The sequence below is a fragment of the Acinetobacter sp. YH12144 genome, assembly GCF_013418345.1.
GTDB lineage: Bacteria > Pseudomonadota > Gammaproteobacteria > Pseudomonadales > Moraxellaceae > Acinetobacter > Acinetobacter amyesii.
This window is the reverse complement of record NZ_VPCD01000011.1, coordinates 100,903-119,907: the sequence shown is the minus strand read 5'-3', so window position 1 is coordinate 119,907 and position 19,005 is coordinate 100,903. Positions and strand designations below refer to the sequence as shown.

The 19,005-nt window shown below is 43.6% G+C and carries 14 protein-coding genes; 8 read left to right on the top strand and 6 right to left on the bottom strand.

Going from position 1 to position 19,005, the window contains the following annotated elements:
- Positions 1–333, bottom strand: a complete 333-nt coding sequence (locus FTU79_RS09290) for a DUF485 domain-containing protein (RefSeq protein WP_078190540.1) — start codon at positions 331–333, stop codon at positions 1–3.
- 181 nt (positions 334–514) lie between these two features.
- Here FTU79_RS09290 and FTU79_RS09285 point away from each other — a divergent pair, with 181 nt between their 5' ends.
- Positions 515–4,003 (top strand): PAS domain-containing hybrid sensor histidine kinase/response regulator, encoded by a 3,489-nt coding sequence (locus FTU79_RS09285; RefSeq protein ID WP_180022766.1) that lies wholly within the window; start codon positions 515–517, stop codon positions 4,001–4,003.
- Positions 4,004–4,450: 447 nt separating this feature from the next.
- Positions 4,451–5,200 (top strand): hypothetical protein, encoded by a 750-nt coding sequence (locus FTU79_RS09280; protein ID WP_218945445.1) that lies wholly within the window; start codon positions 4,451–4,453, stop codon positions 5,198–5,200.
- 425 nt (positions 5,201–5,625) lie between these two features.
- On the opposite strand, the gene FTU79_RS09275 is transcribed toward FTU79_RS09280, so the two are convergent.
- The gene (locus FTU79_RS09275) at positions 5,626–6,276 is read right to left on the bottom strand and encodes a response regulator transcription factor (protein WP_078190543.1); all 651 of its coding nucleotides are present in this window, start codon (positions 6,274–6,276) and stop codon (positions 5,626–5,628) included.
- Between the two features lie 373 nt (positions 6,277–6,649).
- On the opposite strand from FTU79_RS09275, the gene msuE reads away from it, so the two are divergent.
- The 4 genes from msuE to FTU79_RS09255 all read left to right on the top strand — a co-directional run bounded on the left by msuE (position 6,650) and on the right by FTU79_RS09255 (position 11,179).
- Positions 6,650–7,381, top strand: coding sequence for an FMN reductase (msuE, locus tag FTU79_RS09270; protein WP_180049767.1), 732 nt, complete (start codon positions 6,650–6,652; stop codon positions 7,379–7,381).
- Between the two features lie 39 nt (positions 7,382–7,420).
- Positions 7,421–8,527, top strand: coding sequence for a dimethylsulfone monooxygenase SfnG (gene sfnG / locus FTU79_RS09265; protein ID WP_078190545.1), 1,107 nt, complete (start codon positions 7,421–7,423; stop codon positions 8,525–8,527).
- A gap of 493 nt (positions 8,528–9,020) precedes the next feature.
- On the top strand, positions 9,021–10,439 hold the full coding sequence (locus FTU79_RS09260; RefSeq protein ID WP_180049765.1) for a deoxyribodipyrimidine photo-lyase: 1,419 nt from the start codon (positions 9,021–9,023) through the stop codon (positions 10,437–10,439).
- A gap of 125 nt (positions 10,440–10,564) precedes the next feature.
- Positions 10,565–11,179, top strand: coding sequence for a riboflavin synthase subunit alpha (locus FTU79_RS09255; protein ID WP_180035440.1), 615 nt, complete (start codon positions 10,565–10,567; stop codon positions 11,177–11,179).
- A gap of 71 nt (positions 11,180–11,250) precedes the next feature.
- Here the strand turns inward: FTU79_RS09255 and FTU79_RS09250 are convergent, their stop codons facing one another.
- Both FTU79_RS09250 and acs read right to left on the bottom strand, forming a co-directional pair.
- Positions 11,251–12,429 (bottom strand): acyl-CoA dehydrogenase family protein, encoded by a 1,179-nt coding sequence (locus tag FTU79_RS09250; RefSeq protein ID WP_180049762.1) that lies wholly within the window; start codon positions 12,427–12,429, stop codon positions 11,251–11,253.
- Positions 12,430–12,732: 303 nt separating this feature from the next.
- A complete protein-coding gene (gene acs, locus FTU79_RS09245) occupies positions 12,733–14,676 on the bottom strand; it encodes an acetate--CoA ligase (protein WP_180049760.1) in 1,944 nt (647 codons plus the stop codon).
- Between the two features lie 284 nt (positions 14,677–14,960).
- Between acs and FTU79_RS09240 the strand changes: the two genes are divergently transcribed.
- Positions 14,961–15,539 carry a DUF805 domain-containing protein gene (locus FTU79_RS09240; RefSeq protein ID WP_180022760.1) on the top strand — a complete coding sequence of 193 codons (579 nt, stop codon included), beginning with the start codon at positions 14,961–14,963 and terminating at the stop codon, positions 15,537–15,539.
- A gap of 123 nt (positions 15,540–15,662) precedes the next feature.
- Positions 15,663–16,634, top strand: a complete 972-nt coding sequence (locus tag FTU79_RS09235; protein WP_078190551.1) for a mechanosensitive ion channel family protein — start codon at positions 15,663–15,665, stop codon at positions 16,632–16,634.
- On the opposite strand, the gene FTU79_RS09230 is transcribed toward FTU79_RS09235, so the two are convergent.
- Together FTU79_RS09230 and FTU79_RS09225 are read right to left on the bottom strand one after the other, a co-directional pair.
- On the bottom strand, positions 16,620–17,330 hold the full coding sequence (locus FTU79_RS09230; protein WP_180049758.1) for a 16S rRNA (uracil(1498)-N(3))-methyltransferase: 711 nt from the start codon (positions 17,328–17,330) through the stop codon (positions 16,620–16,622). The two genes, FTU79_RS09235 and FTU79_RS09230, sit on opposite strands and share 15 nt — an antisense overlap.
- A gap of 326 nt (positions 17,331–17,656) precedes the next feature.
- The gene (locus FTU79_RS09225) at positions 17,657–18,937 is read right to left on the bottom strand and encodes a 3-deoxy-D-manno-octulosonic acid transferase (protein WP_180049756.1); all 1,281 of its coding nucleotides are present in this window, start codon (positions 18,935–18,937) and stop codon (positions 17,657–17,659) included.
- Positions 18,938–19,005 lie beyond the last annotated feature (68 nt).

Sequence of the window (19,005 nt, the reverse complement as noted above, 5' to 3'; positions counted from 1 at the left end):
TTAGTGAAGTCCTTTTTCTTGAGTAATTGCTTCTACTTCACGCATTGCTTCTTCGTTTAATGCATCTAATTTATTATTTGCAATGTACGAATACACACCACAGAGTAGGAATGACAATACAATAATGCTCAAACCTAATGGCATACCAATCGTGGTTACACCACCACTCACGGATTGCATCAAGAACTCTTTGTTATAGCCCACAAGTAGCATGAAGCCGACATAGACCACCAACATGATGATCGTCAAAGTCCAGCTCAACTTACTTTTACGGCTAACCATTTCCTTAAATTTTGGATTCTGTAGAATTTGTTCTACCTGTCTCTCATCCATAATGTTCTCCTTACGCCGAACCTTGGCGCGCAATTTTCTAATTCGAATTATTTCGAAGCTAAACTTACCAATGTTCCTTATCTCTTGTAATTTAGACTTTGGTCGTTAAATTTTGAGCAATAACCTCCCTAAGCCTATGGATGCGTTATCATTAAGCGAGAATTAATATGCTGCAGGCTCTATGAATAGTTGGCTTATCGTCGGGGTATTGGCCCTTTACATCGCATTACTCTTTGTATGTGCATTCTTTGGTGAAAAGCATGCCAGCAGGCTCAGTACTCGCGGCAGAATGCTTCTCTTTAGTCTAACTTTAGGGGTTTACTGTTCATCTTGGACGTTTTATGGCGCAACAGGTGCCGCGGTTCGTGAGGGCATTATTTTCCTGCCGATCTATCTAGGACCGCTGCTATTTGTTGCGCTCGGCTATGATATTTGGCGACGTTTAGGCCGTGTCCGTCAGCATCATGCCATTTCATCGATTGCCGACTTTGTAGCAGCACGATATGGTAAAAGTGGCCCCTTAGCGTCATTAGTCACGATCCTTGCCGTGATTGCCATTATTCCCTATTTAGCCTTGCAACTACGTGCAATTGCCCTAAGTGCAACGGTCATTTTAGAACCGACCGCTGGTCTGACCAGCACCACCAATAGTGTGCTGTTTTTGACTGGTGTATTGGCGATTTTGGCGATGATGTTTGGGACACGACAGATTGCCAATACTGAACAGCACGGCGGCTTAATGTTGGCTGTGGCATTTGAGTCTTTCGTCAAGCTGTTTGCACTACTTGCAGTCGCATTTTTCTTTGTTTTTGAATCACCTGAAAACATGGCTCAAATCAGCCATGACATCAACACCACCTTTAAAGATGTTCAGCTCAAAGGTGTGCCAGAAAGCTTTTGGATTCAAACTTTATTGGCTGCATTAGCGATTATTTGTCTACCACGTCAGTTCCATGTCGCGGTGGTTGAACTGCGAGATGAAAAGCATATCCGTGGTGCTCGTCGTTGGTTTGCCATTTATCTGATTTTAACCATTATCGCGATCATCCCGATTGCCAGTTGGGCGCTGCATGCAGCACCTGCCTACTTGGCAATCCCCGATGTTGCCGTGCTCTCACTGCCTTTGAGTTATAACCAAGACTGGTTGACCTTACTTGCGTTTCTCGGTGGTTTTTCAGCATCGACAGGTATGCTGTTGGTGTCGTCAGTGGCCTTGTCGATTATGCTCAGTAATGACTTGATCATGCCTGCACTGTGGCGTACACGCTTATTGTCACGTCATGACAAACGCCTACCACTCGTACTGAAATTCACACGTCGTGTATGTATTTTAGCGGTCATGTTATTGGGCTTCTTGTTCTTCCATTTCTTCAATGACATTGACCAATTATCGGTATTTGGCCTATTGGCCTTCAGTGCTGTGGCACAGTTTGCACCGGCGTTAATTGGTGGTTTATATTGGCGCGGCGGAAGTAAGCAAGGCGTATATGCAGGTCTGTTGGTCGGCTTTGGCATGTGGGCTTATACCCTGTTATTACCAACCGTATTGCGTAGCCTGCCTGAACAATTTAAAACATTTACCGAAAATCTTTTAAGTCAGGGTCCGCTAGGCTTGAGTTGGTTACGTCCTGAAGCACTGTTAGGGTTTGAATCTTTCGATCCACTTACCCATGGCGTAGTTTGGGCACTCGGTTTAAATATCACCCTCTATATTTGGATTTCCCGCGTCTTCCGTCCAAGTGTTGCCGAGCAAATTCAGGCCGAAAGTTTCTTTTATTATGAAACCAAGCCCCTCCCGGCTCAAAGTACATCAAACGACATCAGCTATATTCACCATGATGTGGCACGCTTAAAAGTAGGTGATCTGATTACTTTGGCAAAACGCATTACCGGTGAAGGTCCAACTATGCGCGCCTTCAACCAGTTCTGCGCACAAAACAATGTCGTTTTGAATGAAAATAGCAGCGCCAACGGCATGTGGTGGCGTTTTACCGAACAGTATCTTGCCGGCACCATCGGTGCGGCATCTGCCCGTACCCTACTCACCACAGCCATGGTCAATAATGGTTTAGCACTCGGTCAGGTCGCAAATATTCTTGACCAAGCCTCACAGTGGCAGCGCTTTAACCAAAACCTGATCATGACCATGATCGACCATATGACTCAAGGTGTGTCCGTGGTTGATGAAAATATGTGTTTGGTGGCATGGAATAATCAATACCTCAAACTGTTTGATTATCCAAAAGACATTGTCTATGTCGGTTGCCCAATTTCAGACTTGATTCGTTATAACGCTGAACGCGGCGAATGTGGTCCTGGTTCAGTCGAAGAACATGTGCGTAAACGTATGCATTGGATGCAAGTCGGCAGCGCACACGAATTTGAACGAATTCGTAAAGATGGTCGTGTAATTCAGATGCGCGGGAACCCGATCGAAGGCGGTGGTTTCGTCACGACCTTTGCCGATATTACTGCATTCCGTGAAAATGAAGCCTTGCTTGAAGGGCGTGTACAAGACCGTACCCAACAGTTGGCAGATGCCCTGTCCGAACAACAATTGGCACGTGAGCAAGCCGATAAAGCCAATATGTCGAAAAGCCGCTTCATTGCTGCTGCAAGCCATGACTTATTGCAACCGATGCATGCTGCTCGCCTGTTTAGTACCGCCCTCGAGCAAAGCGTACAAAATGACGATGATCGTAAAACGCTTCAGCAACTAGATCGTGCGCTGCATGGTGCGGAAAGTATGCTCTCTGCCCTCTTGGATATCGCACGACTCGAAGGTGGAACCATTCAACCAAAACGTCAGCCTTATCCGCTGCATGACTTACTCAGCGATCTTGAACTTCAATTTAAATCGATTGCGGCACAGCGTAATATCAAACTGACCGTACACGATGCTCAGTTCTGGATTGACACCGACCCACAGTGGATTCGTCGTATTATTCAAAACTTCGTCAGCAATGCCCTACGCTATACGGCACGTGGTCGTGTGGTTGTCGGTGTGCTACGTTCAGCACGTCCAGGACATATTCGTATTGGCGTTTGGGATACAGGTCCTGGGATCGCGGAAGAACAGCGCATTAAGTTGTTCCAAGAGTTCGAACGCTGTGGACATACCTCTCCTTGGGGCGAACAGGGCCTGGGCTTAGGTTTAGCCATCGTGCAACGCATGACCAGCCTACTCGACTACCCAGTGCATGTGTTCTCAGAACTTGGTCATGGTTCGTGTTTTATGATTGAAGTGCCTGTGGTCGCTGCGCCAAAAGTGGTCGCTGCACCGACTCAAGCGGTTCCGCTGAAGACCAAAGCCTATAAGATTCTGTGCTTAGACAATGATGAAACCATTTTGGAAGGGATGTCGACCTTACTGACCAAATGGGGCTATCAAGTCTTTAAAGCCACTGAACCTGAACAGGCCATGGAGTTGATTCAACAAGAAAATATTCAAGTTTGGTTGGTTGACCAACACTTGAATAACAACAAGATCGGTCTCGACTTTATTTTAGATAACCGTCAGGAAAATGTCCCTGTGGCGCTGATTACCGCAGATTCTGATCCTGAACTACCGCAACGTCTAAAAGAGTTAAACATCGTCTTACTGAAAAAACCATTGAAACCGGCTTCACTGCGTTCATGGTTATCTGGTTTAAAAATTTCAAATCAGTAGCGTTGTTACAGGACATCGCTCTGTGAAAAGTAGCCCATTTCATTCACATGAAATGGGCTTTTGTTTACCTTGCTTTTACTTAAACTTACCTAACTGGCAAAAAAATTTGTCTCAACGGCAAGACCATTCAAAATAGCCCCGATATTTCGTCTATTTATTAGCCATAAATATCAAATTAAGATTGCCTATGGCAAAAGATATCGAATGCGTGAGTGAACACTTGTACACTTAGTTACAATTAAAAATCTATTTGATTTAAATCATATTTTTATAACCAAAAATAAAAACTAAAACTTTGGTCGTATATTTAGCTGCGGCCGTTCGTTTTAAAAATATTCATAAGAAGTTGATCAGTTTCAAGCCAATTCAAGAAGCGTCATAACTCAACACTTGAGAAGCTGATCTCCCCCGCATATTAGGAGTGATCTTGTGAATATTTCAGAAACAATGCCGCATGGTTTTGATCAAAATCTACAGTTTCATCGTCAGTATGGTGCCAATGCCATTTTGCCAAAGATCGATTGGCGTCAGCTATTTAAGTTCAGCAAATTAAGTGATGTGCAAGTCGAAGCGCTGGAAACGCTCTATCGCAGTGCCGTTCCTCTCGCGTTACAAGTGTTTGATGAACTGAATTTTGATGTCTTTTCGCCGAATGCCTACAAACCTCAAGGCCTTGGCTTATTCGATCGACTGGCAGAGCAAGAAGACCTACTGCTGCAAAATTTAGAAGCAGAATCCAATGGCTTGGGTTTGGACACCCGTCATCAGATTTGGAGCATGCTACTGCGTGGTGGTGCGGTTTTGGTGTTTAAAGCGTGGCTCGGTAAAGTCAAAACCGACCAAAACCAGCTGGATAAAACACAGTTTGATGAATTATCTGATTTACTATTTATTAAAACAGCGCCATTTGAATTGGCACAACGTTTAAATGTCGATGCCAACTCCAAGCAAGACCATATCTTCCTGATGTATGACAATGATGTTTATCTGGATCGTTTTAACAGCTTAGAAACTGCAGCCCTATTTGTGGATTTGGGTGTTTATGATGCGGCTTTCCTGAGTTTACGTGATGACCGTGTAGCGGATTATCTCAAAGCGCGGGGCTATGTGTCCGATGAACAAATTGATGAATTACAATGTGCGCTCAACCCTTTGTATTGTACCGATCTGACGCCTAAGCAAGACTATATTGCTTAAGTTATTGTTGAAGTTGTTTATATAAGGTATTAACTGATGTTACGCAGTAACATCAGAAGCACAATTTGATTCAAATAAAAGAACGATACGCGGTAACGTCATCCGCAAGTGTTTGAGACAGGACGACTTCTAATCACAAATGTTTTTGCGATACTTTGAATAATTTGGCGCAAGTGAACGAGTTTTGCGGATGACAATGGTTTTGGGTACTTTTGCCGAAACAAAAGTACCTCCAGCCGAAGGCTGATCCCTTTATTTAATCCCTAGATGTAAGACTCCGTCGAACTGACTTAAAAATCATTTTAAAAATGCGAAATTACTTTTAGGTGCGTAATATCAGTTATTGGTTTAATTCGCATTGTTCTATCGCTTAAACAGCATAAAAAAAGACCTCCACGATGGAGGTCTTTTTTTTGAAAAAATCCTTAGATTTTCTTTTCTTCAATATTCAATGCATTAATTGCCAATACAGCTTGAGTTCGGTTTTGTACGCCCAACTTACGGAAAATTGCCGTTACATGCGCCTTGATGGTTGCTTCAGACACATCCAACTCATAGGCAATTTGCTTATTCAACAAACCTTCTGCCACCATCATTAACACACGGAATTGTTGCGGTGTTAAAGACTGAATACGTTCTGCCAATGCTGTTTCATCTGCAGCACGTGGGTCAAAGTTCATGTTGGCAGGTAAATTTGGTGGTAACCAAATCTCGCCTTCTAAGACTTGACGAATCGCTTCACCAATGTGGCTTGGATGTGCAGATTTTGGAATATAACCCATCGCACCATGTGCAATCGCACGTTGGATAATCGACGCTTCTTCATGCGCAGAGACCACAATGATTGGAATCGATGGATATTGCGCGCGAATATGCACCAAGGCAGAAAAGCCTGAAGCACCCGGCAAGTTTAAATCCAATAACACAAGATCAGGCTCAGGGCCATTTTCAAGACGTTCATAGCATTCATTGACTGCTGCAGTCTCATGAATTTGCGCCTGAGGCAAACTATAACGAACCGCCTGAATTAAAGCATGACGAAACAGCGGGTGATCATCAACGATTAAAATATTCATAAGCAACGTGAGAGATCTTGTGCACAATGACCCTATTCTAACCACACATGCTATGTGAAGGATATGCAAGAACTTATTTTTTTGCATTTAAAATGTAGATTTTCACCTAAAATGCGTCTTTTTTCGCATTTTCTATAAATCTTTAAATCTAATCATATTTTCATATAAATTTTATCAACACAGTAAAAATGCTTATATCTAAGCATTATATGTTGAATATCAACAGTTTAAAATTTGAAATTTCACGAATCTTGTGGTTTTTCCAATATATCTAAAAATCAGATAACTTTTCTGATTTTCGTTATTTTACAGTGATCCACCCATCGAGATTAATAAAAGGCATTCCGAGAAACCACACTTTTAGGTTTAAAAAATGTCTCAAATTAATCTACAAAAACCCCTGAATATTGTTGCTGTGTCAGGTGGTCTAAACAATCCATCTAAAACTGAAGCTTTGGTACAAGCCATTGTTGATGAGCTCGGTGATGCGACTCCAATCAATGTGCATTTTATTAAGTTTAGTGAAATTGGCAATTTATTAGGTGGCGCGATTTACCGTAACCAATTGCCACAACGTGTACAAGATGACCTTGCTGCCGTTGAAGCTGCTGATGCACTGATTGTTGGAACACCAGTTTACCGTGCTTCATTTACAGGTCTGTTTAAACACTTCTTTGACTTTGTCGAACAAACTGCATTGGTGGATGTACCTGTCTTGCTTGCAGCTTCGGGTGGTTCTGAACGCCATGCTTTAGTGCTTGAACATCAACTGCGTCCATTGTTCAGTTTCTTCCAAGCGCAAACATTGCCGATTGGGGTCTATGCAACAGATCGTGATTTCACCCCTGAATACACCATTCATAGTGAATTACTGCGTGACCGCATTACTTTAGCTGTAGCACGTGCGCTGCCGATTTTGGAATGGGCTCCAGCCAAAGGTCAGCGTGCTGAAGTGGTGAAAGCCAAGTCTCAACAAGCCAACCAAAACTTGGGCATTAATAAGCAAATCGAGCAAGAAGAAGTCCTTCCTTCTGCAGCTGTTCCAAGTTTGGATGCCGCTGAAGCTCGACTGCATAGTAAAAAGCCAAAAACGCAAGTGGCCTAAACACCACAGCTTAACAATTCGATCCCGAGGGTTTGCAAAATGTCAGTACAAGAAAAAAACATTACATTTGCGTATTGGGTACCAAACGTCAGTGGTGGTTTGGTGGTCAGTAATATTGAACAGCGTACCGATTGGAGCTACGACTATAACGTGCGTTTGGCACAAGCTGCAGAAAAAAGTGGCTTTGATTATGCGCTGACTCAAATTCGTTTTACCGCAGGCTATAACGCGGAAAATCAACATGAATCGGTTAGTTTCAGTCATGGTATTTTGGCCAAAACCGAAAAGCTCAAAGTCATTGCAGCGATTTTACCCGGCCCTTGGAAACCAGCTCTGGCTGCGAAACAATTGGCGACCATCGATCATCTTACCAATGGCCGTATTGCAATCAATGTTGTAAGTGGTTGGTTCCGTGGAGAGTTTGATGCGATTGGTGAAGAATGGCCCGAACATGATCAACGCTATGCGCGCTCTGAAGAGTTCATTCGTAGCTTAAAAGGCGTGTGGACGCAGGATAACTTTAGTTTTGATGGTAAATACTATCAATTTAAAGACTACACCCTATCTCCAAAACCTGTGCAAAAACCGCATATCGAAATCTTCCAAGGTGGCAGTTCACGTGCAGCACGTGACATGGCATCCCGTGTTTCCGATTGGTACTTCACCAACGGCAATACTCCTGCTGAGTTGAAAAAGCAGATCGATGATATTCGTGAAAAAGCCAAAGCCAACAACCATCAGGTCAAAATCGGGGTGAATGCCTTCATCATTGCCCGAGATACGGAGGAAGAAGCCCAAGCGGTGCTTCAAGCTATTATCGACAATGCCAATACCGAAGCGGTCAATGCTTTTGGCGATGCAACTCGTGAAGCAGGTGCATCCACCAAAGAGGGCGAAGGTAACTGGGCAAAATCAACTTTTGAAGATTTGGTTCAATATAACGACGGCTTTAAAACCAATCTGATTGGCACACCACAACAAATTGCTGAACGTATTGTGGAACTCAAAAGTGTAGGCGTCGATTTGGTACTCTCAGGTTTTCTCCACTTCATTGAAGAAGTGGAATACTTTGGCGAAAAAGTGTTGCCACTGGTTCGTGAACTGGAAGCTCAACAGCAGCAAGTTGTGCAGGCTAAATCAGCATAATTGTTGATGCAGTCACAGCTCATAAAATCAGCATAATAATCACAATCGGCTCACTTCACTTTCCTCCCCTAAGGCTCGGCTTAGGGGATTTTTTATCTCGAGTCCCATTTAAAGATATGCTTTGATTCTAGAAAATGAGCTAACCTATAGACAAAGAAAAAGCCCGACATCCTGTCGGGCTTTTTCTATATGGATACTTAAGCATGACTCCTGTCTTGCTTCACAGTCCTGATGGTGAACACTTTGTTATTGTTTTATGTTCCGGAACATCCTGTTCCTGTATGAGTTCATCTTAGGTAAAATTTAAAAGTGCGCCTAGCGTCAAAAACTTCGTTGCTTGTACGCTTAAGCTGACAGCATTGTGCGCAATCGGTTAACTTAAACCATAGATATTATATGGTTTTTTATAGAAATCGATTTTTTATATAATTTTATTACCAATAGATACCCCCGTAATTCCAGTGATATTTCCAACACAAACGAGGCAATAAACATGCAACTGGTTTGGTTTCGACAAGATTTAAGACGACATGACCATAGCGCACTGTGGCAGGCGACACAGTCTGGTCCAACGATTGCCTTTATTGCGCTTTCTCCTGAACAATGGGCAAGGCATGACGATGCCCCCATTAAAATCCATCGCTATCTTGCCCAACTGGAACTTTTGCGACAGCAATTGGCTGAACTAAATATTCCACTGATTATTCAGAATATTCCCCATTGGTCAGACATCGCCACTGAGCTATTAACCCTATGTACTCAGCTCAATATACACACTGTTCATGCACATATTGAACATGGTGTGAATGAACTTAAACGAGACCGCGAAGTACAACAGTTATTAGAACAGCAGCACATCTCTGTTGAGCTGTACCATGACCGCACCCTGTTTCCTGTTGGCAGTATTCGCAATCTATCTGGACATCCTTATCAAGTTTTCGGTGCATTTAAGAAAAATTGCTACGAGAAATTGAGCATCAGTGTGCCCAGTTGTTATCCTGCGATCGAAGCCCAAACGGCTCTCGCCCAGCATCCTCTGTGGCAAACCGAATTCGATCTTCGTCCTTTTTATCCCGCAGGGCTGTTAGCAGCTCAAATCGAGCTTTGGCCGATTGGGGAAAATCATGCACAGCAGTGCTTAGATGAATTTATAGAACAACATCTGAGTCGTTATGCTGATGATCGGGACTATCCAGCGCTCAATGCTACCAGTCGAATTGGCATGTATCTCAACTTGGGCATCTTGTCTATTCGCCAATGTCTGCAAGCCCTGTTTCGTGAACAAGGTGGCTATTTCCAGATCGACCACAGAGGGCAACAAACGTGGCTCGATGAGCTACTTTGGCGTGAATTTTACCAACACATTTTATTTGACTACCCGCAGGTATCTCAGCACCAGCCGTTTCAAACCAAAACCTTAAAAATAAAATGGCGCCATGCACCACAAGACTTGGCTGCATGGCAGCAAGGTCAGACAGGCATTCCAATTGTCGATGCAGGGATGCGTCAACTACTGGCTACGGGTTGGATGCATAATCGGGTGCGGATGATTTGTGCCATGTTCCTCAGTAAGAATCTACTGATCGATTGGCGGTTGGGGGAGCAATGGTTTATGCAGCACCTTGTCGATGGTGACTTAGCAGCCAATAATGGCGGTTGGCAATGGTGCGCCTCGACGGGTACAGATGCTGTACCTTATTTTCGGATTTTTAACCCGATCAGCCAATCTCAGAAATTTGATCCGAACGGGGATTATTTACGTCAATGGCTACCTGAACTGGCAGATTTGGATGCAAAGCAAATTCACCAACCCTTTGCCAAAAATCCTCAACTAGAATTGAACTACCCTCAACCGATCGTCGATTTAAAGCAGTCTCGCTTAGCTGCAATTGAAACTTTCCGAGCATTGTAGGCCATTGCCAAGATCGAACTGCTAGGGATCAAAACGCTGTACTGAAATGGTCACTCTAAGGCATAGCCGATCGGTCGTTTTGTCCCTACAATACAGAAAACGCAAATCATTTTAGAGACGCTCACATGTATACAGGCATCGTGCAAGGTTTAGAAAAAGTCTTAGACATTCGTCAAGGCAATGGCTTCACAACCTTAGTGATTTCAAATCATCAGAATTTTTTTCATGATGTCTTTATCGGGGCAAGTGTGGCGATTAATGGCGTGTGTTTAACGGCTACACATATTGATTTGGCAGCCAACCAAGTGCATTTTGATGTCTCTGATTTGACCAATCAACTCACCACGTTAAAAGCACTCAAGGCCGGTGATGAGGTCAATGTCGAACGCTCAGCCAAAGTTGGAGCAGAAAATGGTGGTCACAATCTATATGGTCATATCGAAGGCACAGCCACGATCAAAAACTTAGAGCATCGCGGGGAAACCTTTCATCTCGATATTCACATTCCAGCAGGCAATATTAAATATTTCTTTCTCAAAGGTTTTATTGGGCTCAATGGTTGTAGTTTGACTGTGAACCGTGTTGATCGTGCCAGCAGTGAAATTTCAATCGATCTTATTCCTGAAACACTGCGCCTCACTACATGGAAAGATGTCCAAGTCGGTGATGCCGTGAATTATGAAATTGATCAAACAACGCGAACCTTAGTCGATACCTTAGAAAATATCCATCAGCGTTAAAATCGACTGACAGCACATTGCAAAAAGCCTCCCTTTCGGAGACTTTTTATTGGCTCATGTGCAATATACGTTTAAGAATAAAAATTTGGGTCTGGCACTTTGGCTGTGAGTACCCATTCACCAACTTCCTGATATTTATAATCAATCGGATCGTGTAGGGTCTGGGTACGCACATTGCGCCAGAAGCGATCTAAATTCAGTTTGGCTGTCGTGGCACGTGCGCCCATCACTTGGAAAATATTTTGCGTAATGTATAGCGAGCTATTGGTGGCTGCGATTTTGGCAGTTGCAATCGCAATAGAGACTTCTCCACGTTGTTCCGCCGTCAAAGCTTCACCAATCTCCCAAGCCCCTTGCAAACGCTGAACCGCTTTATCTGCCAATAATCGTACACTTTCTAATTGCACATAAAACTCAGCAAATTGCTTTTGAATAAATGGGTCATTCACTGCATTTTCAGCCAGAGATTTTGACCACGCCTTTTGGTTTTGAACCGTCTGTTTTGCTGTTTCAAAAGCCCCTTCTGCCACCCCCAAGAACATATGTACAAAGATCAACTGTGCAATCAAAGGGCGTAAACTCGAATAAGGTGTACTTAATGGGCCTGGGTTCAGTAGTAATTCATCTTTGGAAATTTTAACTTGTTCAAAATGGCTACTTCCACTGTCGGTTTGACGTTGTCCCATATTGTCCCAATCGCCGAGAAAACTGACGCCTTCACGTGCTGTAGGAATCACCCCGATCAATAATTTTCCGTCGTCATTGAAGCCAGAACACAGCAAAATGTCTGAATCCATGGAACCCGAACAAAAACTTTTATCGCCATGAAACACATATTCATGTTCAGACAGTTGCGTCGCTGTAGTACGGCGGTCTAAAGGGTTTAGGGTGTTGCCCCAAAACAAATGCTCACGTGCAGTCTGTTCAAACCACGGGCCATATTGCTCTGGCTGCGCGAACAACTGTACCGTTGCAATCAATAAATGATGGAAACCATAAACATGCGCCAATGAGCTATCCACTTGAGCAATGGTTTGAATGGTTTTAAAAATCGTCAGCCAATCTGCCCCCTGTCCACCGTATTGTTTTCCAATGGAAAGTGCAAGCAAACCACTTTGACGAATCAAATCACGTTCAGCTTTGGGATTTCCCCCCTGCTTATCACGCTGAGCAGCCGTCGTGGCAAATTCTGCCGCCAGTTTTTGGGCAATATCGATCGGATCTTGAGTCAATGGAGTTGAAGCGTTCATATGTCTGTCTGATTATTCTGTTACCGTTTTAGCTTAACAAAGTAGAGGCATTCAGCTTATCTCAATGCCTGCAGTCTATATCTGTAAAATCTATATCTCATGAAATCTAAGTCACCAAGATTCAGGCGACTTATAATTTGATCATTTTATACGTCGTATTTAGGATGGATAAAATGCATCATGAACGTCCCTTCATCCTAATCAACTTTTATAGGAGAAAGGACGTTAAATATTGCCTTAATAACCCATCGCATGAGCGATAGTGAACTTTCATCAGAACGCTATCACTCACGCTCAAGTTGCTTATGCCTTCGGATAAACCGTCGCAATCAAATGTTCAACCACTTGAGGCTCTGCCAAGGTCGAAGTGTCGCCTAAAGAGTCCAGCTCATTGGCCGCAATTTTTCTTAAAATACGGCGCATGATTTTACCAGACCGGGTTTTCGGTAAGGCCGGCGCCCAATGCAATGCATCTGGCGTTGCCACTGGTCCAAGGACTTTGCGTACCCAAGCCACTAGTTCCTGACGTAACTCATCCGTCTCGGCTGTCCCTGCTTGTAAAGTCACAAAGGCGCAAATCCCTTGCCCTTTAATATCATGTGGCATACCCACCACCGCAGACTCTGCCACAGCATCATGTGCAACCAGCGCACTCTCAATTTCAGCCGTTCCCAATCGATGCCCTGAAACGTTCAAGACGTCATCCACACGGCCCGTAATCCAATAATAGCCAGACTCGTCACGACGTGCGCCATCACCTGTAAAATACGTCCCTGGATAAGTGGAGAAATAGGCTTCAATAAAGCGCTCAGGATCACCCCAAATGGTTCGCATTTGTCCCGGCCAAGAATCCTTAATCACCAAATTGCCTTCTACGGCACCATCAAGCTCATTGCCTTCAGCATCAACTATCGCAGGTTGTACACCAAAGAATGGACGCGTCGCTGAACCTGGTTTTAAATCGGTTGCTCCAGGCAATGGCGTAATCATGAAACCACCCGTTTCTGTTTGCCACCATGTATCTACCACTGGGCAGCGGCTTTCACCTACCACGGTGTAGTACCAATTCCATGCCTCTGGGTTAATGGGTTCACCCACTGAACCTAGTAAACGCAGACTACTGCGGTCACTTTCTCGGACAAAGGCATCCCCTTCTCGCATCATGGCGCGAATTGCAGTCGGTGCCGTATATAAAATAGTGACGTTGTGTTTATCGACAATATGTCCGGTTCGAGCCCAACTTGGATATTGTGGTACACCTTCAAACATCACGGTCGTGGTGCCATTCGACAATGGCCCATACAACACATAAGAGTGTCCCGTAATCCAACCAACATCGGCAGTACACCAAAACACATCATCTTGTTTAAGGTCAAAAACTTCACGGAAGGTACAATTCACATAGGTTAAATAGCCGCCTGTGGTATGCAATACACCTTTCGGTTTTCCTGTCGAACCTGATGTATACAAAATAAATAGTGGGTCCTCGGCATTCATAGGTTCAGGTGGACAAATATCATTGACCGACATGATTTCCATGTGATACCACAGGTCACGATCCGCTTTCATTTCGATCGGGTTACCTGTACGGTGCACCACAATGACATTTTGAACCGAAGATGTGCCTTCAATGTCGAGTGCAAGATCGACATTTTCTTTGAGTGGAATGGGCTTGCCACCACGCATCCCACAATCCGCAGTAATCACGACTTTCGCCTGACTATCATCAATACGACTTGCCAATGAGTCTGGTGAGAATCCGCCAAAAACCACGCAGTGTACTGCACCAATTCGGGTACAAGCCAACATCGCAATTGCCGCTTCGGGTACCATTGGCATATACAGCACCACACGGTCGCCTTTGCCCACGCCATGTTTTTTCAGCACATTGGCAAAACGGCAAGTTTCATCATGCAGTTCTTCAAAAGAAATGATTTTATGCCGTGAAGGATGATCACCTTCCCAAATAATGGCCGGTTTATGTGGATGTTCTTTTAAATGTCGATCGAGGCAGTTGGCACTGACATTCAGTTCACCGTCAGCAAACCACTCGATCTTGAAATCATCTTGCTTAAAATTGGTATTTTTAACTTGGGTAAACGGTTTGATCCAATCGATCTTTTGCGCTTGCTCCGCCCAAAACTCATCTGGTTGTTCAATCGATTTTTGATAACGCTCAAAGTACTCCGACTCATTGATGCGCGCGGTTTTTTTAAAACTTTCAGGTACTGGATAGATCTCTTTCATATTGTATTTTCCTTGATCTGATTCATCTCATCACGAGATGCCATGCCACATTTCTACTTTTATAATTTCTGCATCACAGCAGTATGACTATTAATTTTTAATCGCAGCAATCATGCTTTGGTCGTATTATTCTTTCCCATTTAAAGCATATTTTTGAGCAAAATTTCAACAAAAACATGTTTCAATTCAGTATCTGATCAGTTCATTTGAAACTATAATGCAAAGGTAATTTTACTCAGCATTCCGCTTTTTTATTCTTCCATACACGTTGAGTTGACCCAAGCATGAATACCAATGACTCTTCTTTCTTTTCCCGTCAGACGACCACTACATCGGATAATCCCCTGAAACCTGATGGACGTTTTGGTCGACTGAGCATGATTGGTTGGTACGGCTTTCTCAATATCATCAGCTTTTTTGCCTTGATCGCTTTAAGCCTTGCCGTTGGGATTTTCAATATCAATACTATGGCGTTAAATGAGCAATTTGTTGGCATATTTACTGGGGTATCTGGCCTCGCCTATTTGGCGATTATTATTCTCTACATTTATTTTTATTGTGTCTTTGTCGTGCGTCGGCTGCATGACCTCAATAAAGCCGGTTGGTTGCTACTATTATTATTTATCCCCGTGATCAATTTGTTCTTTATCCTGTATTTATTATTGGCCTCAGGCACACCGACCGTAAATCAATACGGCGCGCCACGCCCTGCTGCGGTTTGGGAAAAAATTCTGGCATGGTTGATGATTTTAATCAGTGTCTTGTCGCTCTTGGCTACAGGTAGCATCACGTCTTATATGATGGGTAGCGGAGAAATTGAATCGCCAACAGAAATCATTCAACAAGGTACTGAATATTTCTAAGCCACTAACCAAATTTGAGCCTGTCTGAATTTTGATACATCTGTTCGCAAGCCTGTAAATGAGGGTTATTTTCGCCACTAATTTCAGGCAAAATAGCGAAAAATCTGAACATTTGGAAAACTCGTGGCTGAAAAAGAAAATGCCTTGAGTGATGTCACTCAAGGCACGACTCAACTTTTGCAAGAGGCAACTGAAAAAACCGCACAAACCGTGCTGGAACATACCTCTAAATATAATGACGCATACTCAACGATCGATAAATTTGTCGATGGATTTTGGGAACGCCTGCCTTATATTTGTATCGCATTAATTGTTTTTACGATCTTCTATCTACTGTCAAAACTCTTTAGATTCTTTGTTCGTAAAGCGCTCACTGACCGTTCTTATTCAAAACAAAATCTAGTTTTGGTCCTGAACCGTGTCGGTAGCTCAGCCATTATGTTCTTCGGTTTCCTGATTGCAATGGTCATTGCGATCCCTGGTTTCACACCGGGTCAGCTCATGAGTGCCTTGGGGATTGGTTCGGTTGCAATCGGTTTCGCGTTTAAAGATATTTTCCAGAACTTACTGTCGGGTATTTTGATTCTCCTCGGTGAACCGTTCAAAATCGGTGACGACATTATTGTGTCAGGAATGGAAGGTACAGTTGAAGATATTCAAATTCGTGCAACCTTCCTACGCTCTCCCGATGGTCGTCGTATCGTGATTCCAAACGCGACGGTTTACACCAGTGCGGTAACGGTGAATACCGCTTATCAACGTCGTCGTTGTGAATTTGTGGTGGGTATTGGTTATGAAGATGACATTCAAAAAGCTAAAAACATTGTTTTGGCCATTTTAGACAAAGACCCGACCATTTTGAGCCAACCTGCGTTTACCGTAAACGTGAATGCTTTGGCTGATTTCTCAGTCAACCTCAATGTCCGTTGGTGGGTAGATACCACAGAAACCACCACTGCGAACTCGATCAGTGAAGTGCAAGAACACGTTATCCAAGCATTCAATCAAAATGGTATTTCAATTCCGTACCCTGTACAGGAAGTGAAAGTTTACCGTGGTGATCAAGCTGAGGCAGAAGCTTCAACAGCTAAATAATCGCCCTAAAACGTACGGAATCACAGTTTCTGTACGGATAATTCGGTTGCCTAAGCTGACTGCTTGGCAGCCGTTTTTTATGAGTAAATCCACCTCATAAGGGATAAATCCACCTTCAGGTCCAATAATGATCGTACATCCATGTTGAATCCCTGCGGGCATCACATCTTCAACATAAGGATGCGCAACATAAGCGGGATAGTCCGATGAAATCACGCTCGGTAAAACATCCTCCACAAAGGGTTTAAAGCGTTTATACAGTTCAATTTTGGGCGCAATAGTGTCACTAGCCTGCTCCAAACCTAAGGTCACATAGTGATCGAGCTGCTGTAAAAATGGGGTCTGCCAATAGCTTTTATCCACGCGATAACTGTGCAGCAAAATGATTTTTTCTACGCCTAAGGTGACGGCATCCATGATCAGACGGCGCAACACTTTCGGACGAGGCATTGCCACAATTAAAGTCACCGGATGCTTTGCTGGTACTTCTTCTTCTTGTAAGGGTTTAAGTTGAATGCCGTGATCCGCAATACTGACGATTTGGGTTAAATAACGCTTTCCTTCCCGAATCCCGACTTTGAGGGTATCGCCCACCTGTATATTCACATGGTTTTTTAAATGCTCAATTTGACGTTTGGCGCTAATACTCCAAAGTTCAGATTCAGTTTGACGAGGATCAAGCAAGACGATGTTCATAAAAAATTCTCTTACCCAACTCAATTGGATACACGAAAACGTCATCCACAACGGTTCAAGGCAACACTCAATAGAATCACTCAAATTTCAGCGATTATTTGTTAGACATAAAAATTCGACGCGTTTTGTCGGTGAGGTGCATTGCACCACCAGATGATTTCCTTGCGAAGCTTAGCATCTCATTTTACCGAATGAGAAACAACGTTTCGTAAGAGTACCTCCAGCCGAAGGCTAAGCCCTTTCTTCAAACCTTAGATGTAAGGCTCCGCCAAGCCTATTCATTCATCTATTTGAAGCATCAACCAATTTAAATCATAGTTGAAAAATCAAAGGTACTGATCAATCACCTGAATATGCTTTTGCAGCGACCCAGTATTCTTTTGCATAATCAGCTGAGCTGCATCATTTAAAGCCTGAGCTTTCGCAGTATTTTGAATGATGTCAACCAATGCACTGGCCGCCTGCTCAAAATCCCGCACAACCACAACCGCATGGGCCGCTACAAATTCATCCACAATGGTTTGAAAATTAAAATAATGCTGACCTAATACTGTCGGGACATGTAACGTAATGGGCTCCAAAATATTATGCCCACCACCAGGTTCATTTAAAGACCCGCCGACAAAGCACGCCTGACTCAGTGCCAGCCAAAGCCATAATTCACCCATACTATCTGCCAAATACACTTGCGTTTCAGGCTGAATCGTTTGCTTTAAACTGCGGCGCTGTGTACGTAAATTCAGTTTCTGCGCTTCTACAAAAACCTCATCAAAGCGTTCAGGATGCCGTGGTACGACGATACATAACAGCTCAGGCTGTTGTTGCAAAATCGGCTGCAGCGCTGCGAGTAGTTTTTGTTCCTCGGGCGCATGCGTACTGGCAATGGTGATGATTTTACGATCTTGCAAAGCCCAATCTTGACGCAACTGCGCTGCTTGTTGCACAAAGCTATCAGGCGCATGAATATCAAACTTGATACTACCGACGACCTGACTGGTATGCGGGTTTGCACCCAACCCAATAAATCGCGTTAAAGTTGCCTGATCTTGCGCTAATAATTGTTTTAAACTCTTTAGCATCGGCTGCGTCAAACTCGGGACTTTGCCATAACCCTTCGCCGATTTTTCAGATAATCTGGCATTAATTAATAAACTCGGAACGTTAGCCTGATCGGCTTCAATCATCAAATTTGGCCAGAGTTCAGTTTCGACTAGAGCCAACATTTTCGGTTGATATTTTTCGATAAAACGACGGACTAATTTTTTTTGATCTGCCGGCAAATACACGGCCTGAAACAGTGATTCATACGGTGCTTTTAAAAATAATTGTTTCGCACGCGCTTGTCCGGTTTTGGTGGTATTGGTGACTAAGACCGGATGACCTGCTTTGAGATAATGTTCAATCAGCGGCTGTGCAGCGTTGGTTTCTCCTACGGAAACCACATGAAACCAAATTGCATCGCGGTTTTTAACCGGCTGAAATGGCCCAAAGCGCTCAAGACACTCTTGCTGATATAGTTGGAAATCTTCAGCACGTTTTTTGATGCGCCATTGATATAGCGGCTTAATCAGCGCCAAAGCTGCGTTATACCAAAAAGGAGTAGTCAAATTATTACGCTCAAAAACGGTTTGAATCGGCAGAATATATCAGAGCATTATCCACATGTTAATGGATA